12 protein-coding genes and 2 tRNA genes are annotated in these 12635 nt (G+C 63.8%); 6 read left to right on the top strand and 8 right to left on the bottom strand.

What is annotated here, in order from left to right:
- Both deoD and ACMI1Q_RS04925 read right to left on the bottom strand, forming a co-directional pair.
- Positions 1-720 carry a purine-nucleoside phosphorylase gene (gene deoD, locus ACMI1Q_RS04930; RefSeq protein WP_419502995.1) on the bottom strand — a complete coding sequence of 240 codons (720 nt, stop codon included), beginning with the start codon at positions 718-720 and terminating at the stop codon, positions 1-3.
- Between the two features lie 43 nt (positions 721-763).
- On the bottom strand, positions 764-2752 hold the full coding sequence (locus tag ACMI1Q_RS04925) for a fructose-1,6-bisphosphatase (protein ID WP_419502994.1): 1989 nt from the start codon (positions 2750-2752) through the stop codon (positions 764-766).
- 135 nt (positions 2753-2887) lie between these two features.
- Between ACMI1Q_RS04925 and ACMI1Q_RS04920 the strand changes: the two genes are divergently transcribed.
- Both ACMI1Q_RS04920 and ACMI1Q_RS04915 read left to right on the top strand, forming a co-directional pair.
- Entirely contained in the window at positions 2888-3781 is an 894-nt protein-coding gene (locus tag ACMI1Q_RS04920; protein ID WP_419502993.1) for a radical SAM protein, read from the top strand.
- Positions 3781-5640: a hypothetical protein gene (locus ACMI1Q_RS04915; RefSeq protein ID WP_419502992.1), complete on the top strand. Its 1860-nt coding sequence runs from the start codon at positions 3781-3783 to the stop codon at positions 5638-5640. Before ACMI1Q_RS04920 ends, ACMI1Q_RS04915 begins: the two co-directional genes overlap by 1 nt.
- A gap of 65 nt (positions 5641-5705) precedes the next feature.
- Here ACMI1Q_RS04915 and ACMI1Q_RS04910 read toward each other — a convergent pair whose 3' ends face one another.
- The 3 genes from ACMI1Q_RS04910 to ACMI1Q_RS04900 all read right to left on the bottom strand — a co-directional run bounded on the left by ACMI1Q_RS04910 (position 5706) and on the right by ACMI1Q_RS04900 (position 6278).
- Positions 5706-6032, bottom strand: a complete 327-nt coding sequence (locus tag ACMI1Q_RS04910) for a DUF6054 family protein (RefSeq protein WP_394978702.1) — start codon at positions 6030-6032, stop codon at positions 5706-5708.
- A gap of 58 nt (positions 6033-6090) precedes the next feature.
- Positions 6091-6177 (bottom strand) — tRNA-Leu (locus ACMI1Q_RS04905).
- Between the two features lie 26 nt (positions 6178-6203).
- Positions 6204-6278: transfer RNA gene (locus ACMI1Q_RS04900), tRNA-Gly, on the bottom strand.
- A 149-nt stretch (positions 6279-6427) separates the two neighbouring features.
- Between ACMI1Q_RS04900 and ACMI1Q_RS04895 the strand changes: the two genes are divergently transcribed.
- From ACMI1Q_RS04895 to ACMI1Q_RS04885, 3 genes are read left to right on the top strand one after another with little or no spacing between them, the layout of a single operon-like run.
- Complete coding sequence (locus ACMI1Q_RS04895; protein ID WP_419502991.1) at positions 6428-7288, top strand: DMT family transporter; 861 nt, start codon at positions 6428-6430, stop codon at positions 7286-7288.
- Between the two features lie 15 nt (positions 7289-7303).
- The gene (locus tag ACMI1Q_RS04890; protein WP_177521383.1) at positions 7304-7867 is read left to right on the top strand and encodes a manganese efflux pump MntP family protein; all 564 of its coding nucleotides are present in this window, start codon (positions 7304-7306) and stop codon (positions 7865-7867) included.
- Positions 7868-7889: 22 nt separating this feature from the next.
- Complete coding sequence (locus tag ACMI1Q_RS04885; protein WP_419502990.1) at positions 7890-8558, top strand: Crp/Fnr family transcriptional regulator; 669 nt, start codon at positions 7890-7892, stop codon at positions 8556-8558.
- 56 nt (positions 8559-8614) lie between these two features.
- Here ACMI1Q_RS04885 and yfcE read toward each other — a convergent pair whose 3' ends face one another.
- Both yfcE and ACMI1Q_RS04875 read right to left on the bottom strand, forming a co-directional pair.
- On the bottom strand, positions 8615-9157 hold the full coding sequence (gene yfcE / locus ACMI1Q_RS04880; RefSeq protein ID WP_419502989.1) for a phosphodiesterase: 543 nt from the start codon (positions 9155-9157) through the stop codon (positions 8615-8617).
- Positions 9154-10800 (bottom strand): phosphotransferase, encoded by a 1647-nt coding sequence (locus ACMI1Q_RS04875; protein ID WP_177522541.1) that lies wholly within the window; start codon positions 10798-10800, stop codon positions 9154-9156. The genes yfcE and ACMI1Q_RS04875 overlap by 4 nt, the downstream gene beginning before the upstream one ends.
- 193 nt (positions 10801-10993) lie before the next feature.
- Here ACMI1Q_RS04875 and ACMI1Q_RS04870 point away from each other — a divergent pair, with 193 nt between their 5' ends.
- Complete coding sequence (locus ACMI1Q_RS04870) at positions 10994-11680, top strand: DUF554 domain-containing protein (protein WP_419502988.1); 687 nt, start codon at positions 10994-10996, stop codon at positions 11678-11680.
- Positions 11681-11725: 45 nt separating this feature from the next.
- On the opposite strand, the gene ACMI1Q_RS04865 is transcribed toward ACMI1Q_RS04870, so the two are convergent.
- Entirely contained in the window at positions 11726-12625 is a 900-nt protein-coding gene (locus ACMI1Q_RS04865; RefSeq protein ID WP_419502987.1) for a DMT family transporter, read from the bottom strand.
- Between the last annotated feature and the right edge of the window lie 10 nt (positions 12626-12635).

Here is a 12635-nt window from a genome sequence, read left to right as displayed (position 1 = left end):
TTATTCGGCGGCGCCCAGGGCGATCTTCATCATGTTGGTGAAGGTGGTCTGGCGCTGCTCGGGGGTGGTGATCTCCGGGCTGACGAAGCTGTCGGAGATGGTGAGGATGCAGGCCGCCTTTTTGCCCAGCACGGCGGCGTTGTGGAAGAGGGCGAAGCTCTCCATCTCCACGGCCACGCAGCCCTTCTCGTCCCGCAGCAGTTCCCAGTAGGTGGGGTTTTTGCGGTCGTCGTGGCGGTAGAACACGTCGCTGGAGTGGATGACGCCCTCCACCAGGGGGATGCCCTGGGCGGCGGCGCTGGCGCGCAGGCGGTCGTTCAGTTCGGCGCTGGGCAGGGTGGTGTCGCCCTCAAAGCCGGACATGGTCCTGGCGTAGCTGCTCTCGGAATAGGCGGCGGTGGCCAGCACCACGTCATAGAGTTTGGCCTTGTCGGTGTAGGAGCCGGCGGAGCCGATGCGGATGATGCTCTCCACGCCGTACTGGGCGTAGAGCTCGTGGGAGTAGATGCCGATGCTGGGCATGCCCATGCCGCTGCCCATCACGCTCACCTGTTTGCCCTGGTAGGCGCCGGTGTAGCCCAGCATGCCGCGCACGTCGTTGACGAGCACGGGGTTTTCCAGGAAGGTCTCGGCGATGAATTTGGCCCGCAGCGGGTCGCCGGGCATCAGCACGGTCTTGGCGATCTGGCCCAGTTCGGCCTTGTTGTGGGGGGTAGACATAACAGTTCTCTCCTTTTGAATGAAAATTATGGAAAAGGGCTCGTCAGCCCTCGGGGCGCTCTTTCACGAGGCCGGTCTGGTAGGCGGCCACAAGGCGCTTGAGGTCCTCCACGTCGGCGGCCAGCTTGCGGCCGTTGTCGGTGTCGCCCACCAGCACCCGTGTTTTGGTGGTCTCGAACGTGTCCACGCTGGAGACGATGTCCAGGTTCTCTTTGATGGCCTTTTCCACCGTTTCAAAGGGCTGGTGGGCCCGCAGGGAAAGGCCGTGGCTGTTGTAGACCAGGGTGTAGCCGGCGATGCCGGTGCGCTGGTGATAAGCGCGGCAGAAGCCGCCGTCGATGCGGATCATCCGCCCGGAGCCCTTCACCGGGGTCTCCCCTTCCACCGCCCGCACCGGCACATGGCCGTTGACGATGTGGCTGCGGGTCTGGTCCAGGCCGAACTCCGCCAGGATGGCCCGGTCCATGCGGGTGTCGTTGACGAAGCGGTAATAGGGGTTGCTGGGCTCGGCGTGGGTGGTCTTGTCCGCCACGAAGAGCCGCTCGAAGGTGGTCATCTTGGCCCGGCCGTAAAGGGGCGAAAGCTTGCCGCACCACAGATACCACAGAAAGTCACACCCGGTCTGCCAGGCCTCGCTGCCCTCGGGGGAGAAGTAGGCCCGCCGGGCCCGCTCGTCGCAGTAGTTCATCAGCGCCTTGCCCGCATAGCCGTGCTGCTCGAAGGTCTCCACCTGGAAGCTGCCGGACTCGGTGAGGGGCACCGCCCCGTGGAACATCAGGTTGCCGTTCTCGATGTGGTACACGCCGCCCTTGGCGTAGAGGAATCGCACATGGCGCTGAAGGCGTTCGCTGTCGGTGAAAGAGCGCTGCAGAGAGGCCAGCACCTCCTCCTCGGCGGGGGTGAGGCGTGCGGGGTCTGCCGGGTCCACGGTGGGCAGGTCGTCGTCCTGCAAAGGATAGCGCTTGCCCTCCACCTCCACGGTGCCCGCCGCAAAATCGATGCGGCGCAGAAAGTCCCGCCCTTCCAGCTCAAAGTCGGGGTTGCGGTCGATGACGGCGCACTCCAGCTTGAACATGATGACGGCGATGGCCTTGTGCATGCGGGCCACGCGGGCCAGCTCGCTGCGGTGGTAAGGCCCGCGGCTCTCGTCCACCTTGGGGTAGAAATGGTGGATGTCGCAATCGCGGTAGGTGTTTTCGGCAAAGAGGGCCAGGGGGCGGGTGTTGATGCCGTAGCCGTCCTCCACCGCCTCCAGATTGTTGTAGGCCAGAGTAGTGCGCAGCACGGTGGCGATGCAGATGGGGCTGCCCGCCGCCGCGCCCATCCAGACCACGTCGTGGTTGCCCCACTGGATGTCCACCGAATGATGGGCCATCAGCTGCTCCATGATGAGGTCCGGCCGGGGGCCCCGGTCGTAGATGTCGCCCAGAATGTGCAGCTTGAACACCGCCAGCGTCTTGATGAGCTCGCACAGCGCCTCGATGAAATCGTCCGCCCGGCCCACCGCCAGGATGCTGTTCAAGATCTCGTTGTAATAGAATTCCTTGTCGTGGTCCTCGAAATGGGCGTGGAGAAGTTCGTCCAGAATGTAGGCGTAGTTCTTGGGCAGCCGCTTGCGCACAAAACTGCGGGTGTGCTTGCTGGACACCACCCGGCAGACGTCGATGAGGCGGAACAGCGTCTGCCGGTACCAGGCGGGCAGGTCGGTCTGGCGGGCTTTCAGTTCGTCCAGCTTGCGGCTGGGATAGTAAATGAGGGTGGCGAATTCCGCCCGCTCCTCGGCGCTCACCTCCTCCCCCAGCACCCGGTCCACCTTCTCCTTGATGACCCCGGAGGCGTTGTTCATGATGTGGGTGAAGGCTTCGGCCTCCCCGTGGAGGTCGCTCATAAAATGCTCGGTGCCTTTTGGCAGCTTGAGGATCGCCTGCAGGTTGATGATCTCGCTGCAGGCGCTGGCGATGGAGGGGTACTCCCGCGCCAGAAGCGTCAGATATTTCAGATCTTTGCGCAGCTTATCCGCACCGGATCGCATGACATCCGTCCTTTCATTTGTCTTTTTGCGGGAAAAGATTGCACGATCAGCTTTCAGGGCCATTATACCACACCGGGGGTGAAATATGGTACAATGTTCACGGAAAATTTAAATCCCCGCGAAAGGTCGTGTCTCATGCTCATCCCCACCCACTGCGAACTGTGTCCCCGCCGCTGCGGCGCGGACCGCACAAAACACGCCGGGCGCTGCGGCGCCGGCGGGCAGCTGCGCGCCGCCCGGGCGGCCCTTCATTTCTGGGAGGAGCCCTGCATCAGCGGCGAAAAAGGCAGCGGCACGGTGTTCTTCACCGGCTGCTCCCTGGGCTGCTGCTACTGCCAGAACTATGCCATCAGCCAGCAGGGGCTGGGCAAGGACATCGACGAAGCCCGCCTTGCGGACATCTTTCTGGAACTGCAGGCCAAGGGCGCGGCGAACCTGAACCTCGTCACCGCCACCCAGTGGCTGCCCTGGGTGACCGCCGCGCTGGATTCGGCCCGCGCCCGGGGCCTGGCCCTGCCGGTGGTGTGGAACACCGGCGGCTACGAGACGCCGGAGACGGTGGCCGCTTTGAAGGGCTATGTGGACGTGTGGCTGTGCGACGTTAAGTATATTTCGGCAGAAATCTCCAAAAAGTATTCAGATGCAGCGGATTATTTCACCGTCTGCGAGGCGGCGGTGAAGGCCATGCTGGAGCAGGCGGGGCCGCCGGTGTTTGACGAGGCGGGCTATCTGCAAAAGGGAGTCATCCTGCGGCATCTGGCGCTGCCGGGTGCTCTGGCGGACAGCCTCGCGGTGCTGGACTGGATGGCCACCCTGCCGAAGGGCAGCTTCATCCCCAGCCTGATGAGCCAGTACACACCTTTTTATAAAGCGAAGGAGACAAAGCCGCTGGACCGGCGCATCTCCACCTGGGAATACCGGCAGGTCATCGACCGGGCGGTGGAGCTGGGCCTGACGGAGGGCTACATGCAGGAAAAGAGCAGCGCGAAGGAGGAGTACACGCCTCCCTTCGACCTGGAGGGCGTATGATGGGCAATGTGCTGAGCCTTTTGTATTTGGGGGCGTTCCTGGCGGCAGGGGCGGGCCTTGCCCGCCGCCTTGTGCCCCATTCCGATGTGCAGGAGCGGCTGGTGTTCGCCAGCGCCTTTGCCACGGCGCTGCTGGCGGGGCTGCCCGCCCTGGCGGCGCTGGCGTTCGGCTTCACCCTGCCCGCCGCCCTCGCCGCCCTGGCCGTGGCGGCGGCGGTGGCCGTGTGGGGCTGGCTGCCCGCCGGGGGCACCGCCATGGGCAAAGGCGTGGAAAAGGGATTCTGGCTGTGCGTGCTGCCCGCAGCGGCCCTCACCGGCTGGCTGCTCTTCACCCACACTCTGTATTTAAAAGATGGGGCCTACTGGTGCGGCCAAAGCACCTACGGCGACCTGCCCATGCACCTGGCCCTCATCCAGGCGCTGGCCCAGCAGGGGGACTTCCCGCCGGGCTTTTCCCTGCTGGCGGGGCAGACGGTGGCGGGCTACCACTATCTGTGCGAGAGCGTGTCCAGCGTGTTCCTGCTGCTGGGGTCCGGGCTGAAACTGGCCTGTCTGCTGCCGGAGTTCGCGGCGCTGCCGGCGGTGTTCGGCGGGGCGTGGCTGCTGGCGAAGCACCTTTTGAAAAGCGCCGGGGCGGCCAGCCTCGCCTTCTGGCTGTTCTTCATGGGCAGCGGTTTCGGCTTTGTCTACTTTCTGGGCGGCGAAAAGGGCAACTTCACCCGCATCTTCACCGCCTTTTACGAGACGCCCACCAACTATGTGCAGGAGAACATCCGCTGGGTGAACCCCATTGTGGACCTGCTGGTGCCCCAGCGGGCCACCCTGTTCGGCTGGGCGCTGCTCTTCCCCGCCCTGGCGCTGCTGGCGGCCTTCGCGCTGGAAAACCGGCGCCGGCTGTGGCCCGCCATCGCCCTGCTGGCCGCGCCCCTGCCCCTCACCCAGACCCACGCGGCGCTGGCACTGGTGCTCATCTGTGGGGTGCTGTTTTTCCGCCAGCTGCTCACCGACCGCAGCCGGGCGGCCCTCTTGCCCTGGCTGGCGCTGGCGGCGGTGTGCGCGGTGATGTGGCTGCCCCAGATGTTGGGCGAGATCCTGCCCGGCGTGCAGGGGGGCGAGCGGTTTTTGCGCCTTTCCTTCAACTGGGCCAACGAGGGCGACAACTACTTCTGGTTCTACATCAAGAACATCGGCGTGGTGTATCTGCTGCTCGTCCCCGCCTTCCTGGCCGCGGGCAAGGCCCTGCGCTGGTTTTACGGCGGCGGGCTGGCCATTCTGCTTTTGAGCGAGTTCGTGGTGTTCCAGCCCAACGACTACGACAACAACAAGCTGTTGTTCGTCTGGCATCTGCTGGGCTGCATCCTGGTGGCGGGGCTGCTTTGCCGCCTGGCGAAAAAGCTGCCCAAGCGGGTCGCCGGGGCGGCGCTGGCAGGCGTTCTGGTGTTTCTGGCCACCTTTGGCAGCGTGCTGACGGTGGGCCGGGAGCTGGTGAGCGAATACCAGCAGTTTTCCGCCGACGCCATCGCCGCGGGCGAATGGGCAAAGGAGGAGGCCGACCCCCACGCCCTGTTTTTGACCGGCACCCAGCACATCAACGCGGTGGCCAGCCTTGCGGGGCGCACGGTGCTCTGCGGCAGTCCCAGCTATCTCTACTACCACGGCCTCAACTACGGCGAGCAGCAGGCGGCGGCAAAAGCAATGTACGAAACGCCCAGCGCCGCTTTGCTGGAGGAGTGGGGCGTGGACTATGTGGTGTTCAGCGGCTTTGAGCGCAGCGAATTCACCGCCGACGAAAGCTGGTACCAGAGCAACTGCACCGAGGTGTTCCGGCAGGGAGAATACGTGATTTATCAGGTGGGGTGACGGCCCCCTGCAAAAAGCCCCCGCGGGCCAGGCGGTCTGCGGGGGCTTTTCATATTATATAAGGTTCACAGCAGTTCCCGGAGTTTGTCCAGAAAAGCCTCTTCGCCCCAGGTGTTGATCTTGACGAACAGCGCCTGACTGCCACCGGCGGTGATGGCGGAGAGGTGGACGGGGCCGTTCCCGCTCTGGAAGAGGGTCACGCTCATGCTCAGGCGGTTGCCGCCGGCGTAGCTGAAGCGCTCGAACACCCGCACGCTGCACCGGGCGCCGGCCTCGGAAAAATCGCTGGAAGCCTCCAGCGAGGCGGAAACGCTGCCCTCCAGGATGCCCTGCTCGATGCGTGCCAGCAGCGCGTCGAAATCCTCGTGGAGGGTCTTTTCCAGTTTTGCCATTTTCCTCTCCCCTTTCGTTTTGCAAAAGAAAACGGCCCCGGTCAAAGACCGGGGCCGCTGGTGCGGATGAAGGGACTTGAACCCATATGGAGTTGCCCCCACTAGAACCTGAATCTAGCGCGTCTGCCAATTCCGCCACATCCGCATATCATGCGCCAGCCGAACCGCTGTTGGAGCAGGTGATGGGAGTCGAACCCACGTCCTCAGCTTGGAAGGCTGATGTACTAGCCGTTGTACGACACCTGCGCACCGGCTGCGAGTTGTATTATATCACAGCCCCCTGCCGATTGCAAGCATTTTTTTGCGCCCTGTTATGGCAAGCCTTTACCCTTTACTTTCGGGCCGGGCGTTGCTATAATTATACCGTTTTACAGATTTTTCGGGGGGCCGTTTTGTTGGACAAACGATACAAAGGCGTTTTTTACATTATTCTTTCGGCGTTCTTCTTTGCGCTGATGGCGCTGCTGGTGCGGCTGGCGGGGGACCTGCCCGCCGTGCAGAAGAGCTTTTTCCGCAATCTGGTGGCGCTGTTCTTCGCGGCGGCGGTGCTGGCGAAAAAGCGGCCCGCCGTCAGGATGGCAAAAGCCGACTGGTGGTACATGTTCCTGCGCTCCGGCTTTGGCACGCTGGGGGTGCTGTGCAACTTCTACGCGGTGGACCATCTGCTGCTGGCGGACGCTTCCATGCTCAACAAGATGAGCCCCTTCTTCGCCATCGTGCTGAGCGCGCTTCTTTTAAAGGAAAAGCTGACCCCCTTCCAGCTGGGGGCGGTGGCGGCGGCCTTCTGCGGGGTTCTGCTGGTGGTGAAGCCCACCGGCCAGAACATGACCCTCGCTCCGGCGCTCATCGGCCTGCTGGGCGGTTTTGGCGCGGGCTTTGCCTACACCATGGTGCATCTGCTGGGCACCCGCGGGGTGCCGGGGCCCTTCATCGTGTTCTGCTTTTCCCTGTTCTCCTGCGTTGTGACCGGGCCGATGATGCTGGCGGACTTTGTGCCCATGACCGCCGCCCAGCTGGGCATCCTGCTGCTGGTGGGGCTTTCGGCGGCATTCGCCCAGTTCTCCATCACCGCCGCCTACACCTGCGCACCGGCGCGGGAGATCTCGGTGTTCGATTACTCCCAGATCCTTTTCTCGGCGCTGCTGGGCTTTTTGTTCTTCGGGCAGGTTCCCGATGCATGGAGCTGGCTGGGGTATCTGGTCATCGTCGCCACCGCGGCGGCAAATTTTCTTTACAATCTGCGCCGCACGGCGTGACAAGGTGGTTTTTTTATGAGTTTGGCGGAACTGTTTATCCTGGCGGTGGGGCTTTCGATGGACGCCTTTGCCGTTTCCATCTGCAAGGGGCTCAGCCAGCCCAAATTGAAACCGGGCCACATGGTCATCACCGGCCTTTACTTCGGCGGGTTCCAGGCGCTGATGCCCCTGCTGGGCTACATCCTGGGCGCTCAGTTCGCCCGGTTCATCAGCGGCTTTGACCACTGGGTGGTGTTCGGCCTGCTGGCCTTCATCGGCGTGGGAATGATACGGGAGTCCCGGGAGCAGGCCTGCCCCGCGGACAAGGGCTTCTCCCCCAAGGAGATGCTGCCGCTGGCGGTGGCCACCAGCATCGACGCGCTGGCCGCCGGGGTGAGCCTGGCGCTGCTGGACGTGAAGATCCTTTGGGCGGTGAGCTTCATCGGCGTGACCACCTTCTGCCTGTCCGCCGTGGGCGTGTGGGTGGGCCACCGCTTCGGCGCGCGCTACAAGGGCGGCGCGGAACTGGCGGGCGGCGTGGTGCTCATCCTCATCGGCATCAAGGTTCTGCTGGAGCATCTGGGCCTTTTGAGCCTGTGAACAAAAAAGGGAGGCGTGCGGCATGGAGTTTCGGGAATATCTGCCCTTCTGGAAGGAGCTGACCAGCCAGCAGCAGGCGAAGCTGGAAAACTCCGCCACGCTGGAGCATGTGAAAAAGGGCGAAGTCATCCACAACGGCACCGCCGACTGTGTGGGCCTGCTGGTGCTGGTGAGCGGCCAGCTGAGGGGCTTCTCTCTCTCGGAGGACGGGCGGCAGGTCACCCTCTACCGTCTGTTCAGCCGGGACGTGTGCCTGATGAGCGCCTACTGCATGCTGAACAGCCTGCAGTTCGACATCTCGGTGCAGGCCGAGCAGGACACGGTGTTCTGGCGCATCCCCGCGCCGGTGTACAAGGAGCTGATGCGCCAGTCGGCCCCGGTGGCGAACTTCACCACCGAGCTCATCGCCAGCCGCTTTTCCGACGTGATGTGGCTGCTGGACCAAATCCTTTATAAGCACCTGGACAGTCGTCTGGCGGCCTTTCTGGTGGAGGAGAGCCGCCTGACCGGGTCGGACACGCTGGCCCTCACCCACGACGCCATCGCCCAGCATCTGGGCAGCGCCCGGGAGGTCATCACCCGGATGCTGCGGTATTTTTCCTCCGAGGGCCTGGTGAAGCTGGGCCGGGGCAGCCTGCAGGTGCTGGACGAAGCACGCCTCGTCGCCATCGCCGGCGACAGCCTGCGGTAACAAACAAAAAACGCGCGGCGCGGAAAGATGTTCTTTCCGCGCCGCGTTTTGTTTTTTCAGAAGGCCACGCTGGCCACCGGCTCGCCGTCCAGTGTCTTGGCGGTGAAGGTGCCGTTTTCGTAGACCATGTAGCTGTGGCTGCCGTCCTTGGGGATGGACACGCTGCCGGGGTTCAGGATGAGGGTGTCACCCTGCCGCTCGGCGTGCTTCACATGGATGTGGCCGAAGGCGAAAGCGCTGCCCGCGGGCAGCGGGGGCAGGTGGTCCGGGTCGAAGAGATGGCCGTGGGTGGCAAAGAGGGTGCGGCCGTTCTCCAGCACAAGGGTGGTGTAGTCCGCCATGATGGGGAACTCCAGCACCATCTGGTCCACCTCGGCGTCGCAGTTGCCCCGCACGGCGATGATTTTATCTTTCAGGCCGTTGAGCATGGGGATGACCTGTTTCGGGGCGTATCCTTCCGGCAGGTCGTTGCGGGGGCCGTGGTAGAGCAGGTCGCCCAGCAGCAGGATCTTGTCCGGCTGCTCGGCCTCGATGCGCGCCAGCAGTTTTTCACAATAGTGGGCCGACCCGTGCAGGTCGGAAGCGATGAGCAGTTTCATTCTTTTTCTCCCCCGGGCATTTCGCTGTATTTTTTCACGATGGCTTTCATCTCGTCAAAGTGCTCTTCCATCTCCGCCACCAGCTTGAACTGGGTGCGGCAGCGCACCAGATTGTGATGGGGGTACTGGGTCTTGAAGTAGACGTCGCCCTGGAGGTAGTCGGTCAAAAAGCGCATGCCGCACTCCAGGGTGATGATCTTCGCGCCCCAGGGCAGATACTCCTTCTCCGCGTCGGTGAGCACGTCTCCCGCCGCCTCCAGGTAGCCCTTGGTGTAGGCCTCGAAGAGGTCCAGCTCGAAGTGCACCTTGCTCACGTCCGGCTCGTCCTCCGCGGCGCGGGTGGCGCCGAAGCGGATGGAGTCGCCAAAATCGTTGAGGGCAAGGCCCGGCATGATGGTGTCCAGGTCGATGATGCACATACCCTTGCCGGTCTCGGCGTCGAAGAGGATGTTGTTGAGCTTCGTGTCGTTGTGGGTCACCCGCAGGGGCAGCTTGCCCTGCCGCAGGCCGTCCATCAGCACGCTGCAGTCGGCAGCTCTGGCAAGCACGAAGTCAATTTCCTTTTTGCAGGTGCGCACCCGGTTCTTCACGTCCCGCTGCACCGCGCGCTTGAAGGTGCGCAGGCGGTTTTCGGTGTCGTGGAACTTGGGGATGGTCTCGTGCAGCGTCTCGATGGGATAGCCGTCCAGCTGCTTCAAAAACTTGCCGAAGCTGCGGGCGGACTGATAGAACTGCTCGGGGGTCTCCACGCTCTGGTAGCACACCGAGTCGGGGATGTAGTTATAGCAGCGCCAGGGCAGGCCGCGGGTGTCCTGATAGTAATTCTCGCCGCCCTTGGTCTTGATGTAGCTCAAGGTCTCCCGGTCGGGGTCGCCGCCCTCGGCCCGGATGACGGTGCGCAGATACTCGGTGACGCCGAAGATGTTCTGCATCACTTCGCGGGGGTTCTTGAACACGTGGGTGTTCACCCGCTGCAGCACATAGCGCAGCTCGTCCCCTTCCTCGCCGGGCATGTAGACGGCGTAGGTCTCGTTGATGTGGCCCGCGCCGAAGGGCTTGACATAGCTGCACTGGTTGCCGAAACCGAAGGCATAGAGAGCGTCCTGCAGCTCGCGGCTGTCCACGCCGTCGATGACCCGGCGCTGGGCGAAGATGACCTCGCCCGCCTCCACCTTGCGGCCCGGCTCGATCTGGCAGTTGGCCTTGACCACGCTGCCCAGGCTGATGTGAGCGCCGTCGCCCACCACGGTGTCGTGGTCGATGATAGCGCCGCAGTTCACAAGGCAGCCCTTGCCCAGCACGGTGTGGGTGTTCACCACCGCCCGCTGCATCACAAAGCTGCCCGCGCCCACCACCGCCGAGGGGCTGACCACCGCCGACGGATGGATGATGGTGGGCACAACAAAGCCCGCGGCCAGCAGGCGGTCCACCCACTGCACCCGCAGTTTGTTGTTTCCGAAAGCCGCCACCGCGCAGGGATATTCCTCCCGCAGGGCGGTGTAGTCCACCAGCTTGCCGATCACCTCGGGGCCCTTGGCCGCGTCGTCCAGCATGGCGATCTTGTCAAACTGGCGGGTGCTCTGCACATTTTCATAGATCATGCGGCCAAAGCCGCCCGCGCCTAAAATCAACAGATTCGGCATTGCGTCGTCTCCTTTTGCTGGCCCTCGCCGCCGGGGCGGGGCTTCATCCCTTTTATTATAGAAGAAAGCGGCGGGGGTTGCAACCGCGCCGCGCCCCTTTTGCAAATTTTGCGCACGGCCTTGCAATCGCCCGCGCCGGCGCTTATAATACTGCCTGTGAGTTTTTTGAAGAGGAAAGGAGCGTGGAGCGCCCATGCTGGGCACCATCGTGAACACCGCCGCCATCGTGGCGGGCAGTCTTTTGGGCAGCGCCCTGCGGCGGGGCCTTGCGGAAAAATACCAGCAGGCGCTCTACACCGCCATGGGCTTCGCCGCCGTGTTTCTGGGCACCCAGACGGTGGTGGAAAACCTCTCCGAGAGCCGGTTCCCGGTGCTGTTCATCGCCAGCCTTGCCATCGGCAGCCTCATCGGCACCGCGCTGGACATCGACGGGGCCTTCACCCGGCTGGTGCGGCGGTTTTCCAAGACCGAGCTGAGCCAGGGGCTCTCCACCGGCATCCTTCTGTGCTGCATGGGGAGCCTGTCCATCCTGGGGCCCATCCAGAGCGCCCTGCTGGGGGACCACACCTTCCTGTTCACCAACGCCACGCTGGACTTCGTCACCTTCATGGTGCTGGGCTCGGCCTTCGGGCCGGGCATGTGCGCCGCCGGGGCGGTGCTCTTCTGCTGGCAGGGGTCCATCTACCTGGGAGCCAGCGTGCTGGAAGGCTTCTTCACCGGGGATGTGATGTGCGAGCTTTCCATCGTGGGGGGCGTGCTCATCGCCGCGTCGGGCCTTTCCATCCTGAACATCCGCGAGACAAAGGCCCTCAACCTGCTGCCCTCCCTTCTGGTGCCGGCGGCATGGTTTCTGGCCCGGGCCGCCCTGGGCCTTGCATAAAAACGAAAACGCCCCCAAAGCCGGGGGCGTTTTTTGTTTGCATTTTCAGGTCTTGGCCGCCTTTTTCCGCGACGGCAGCTGGGCCAGCACGATGGCGCAGAACATCAGCACGCAGCCGCCCAGCTCCCGGGCGGTGAGGGTCTGGTGCAGCAGCAGCCAGCCCGCCAGCACGCTGAACACGCTTTCCAGGCTCAAAGTCAGGCTGGCCAGGGTGGGCTCCACATGCCTTTGGGCCACCACCTGCAGGGTGTAGGCCACGCCGCAGCTGAGCACGCCGGCGTAGAGGATGGGGCCCCAGGCGCCCAGCACCCCGCTCAGGGTGGGCTGCTCGAAAAGCAGCGCGGGCACGGCGCAGAACACGCCCGCCACAAAGAACTGCACGCAGGAGAGCTTGACGCCGTCCACCAGGGGAGAAAAATGGTCGATGACGAGGATGTGCAGGCTGAACAGGCCGCTGCACCCGAAGAGGAGCATCTCCTCCGGGCTGATGGCGGCGCTGCCGTTCCAGCACAGGAGATACAGCCCGCCCAGGGCGATGGCCACCGCCAGCCACACCTGCGCGCCGGGCATGCGGCGGAAGAAGATGCCCAGCAGCGGCACGATGACGATGTAGAGGGCGGTGATAAAGCCCACCTTGCCCACGCTGGCATATTCCAGCGCCCACTGCTGCAGGCTGCTGGCAAGGCCCAGGATCACGCCGCACAAAACGCCGCCCAGCCAGAGGTTTTTCCGGTCGGCGGGGGTGGCTTCTTCCCGCCGGTTGCCGGACAGGCGGCCCAGCAGCGGGATGAGCGGCAGCAGCACCACGCCGCCCAGCAGGCTGCGCACACAGTTGAAGGTGAAGGGGCCCACGTATTCGTTGCCCACGCTCTGGGCCACGAAGGCCACGCCCCAGATCAGGGCGGTGAGGGCCAGCATGGGCAGATATTTCAGTTCCTGTTTCAAAAGCGGTGTT

It is taken from the genome of Candidatus Allofournierella excrementavium, assembly GCF_048526665.1.
GTDB lineage: Bacteria > Bacillota > Clostridia > Oscillospirales > Ruminococcaceae > Allofournierella_A > Allofournierella_A excrementavium.
Note: the sequence above shows the minus strand (reverse complement) of the source record. Positions and strands in the feature narration are given on the sequence as shown.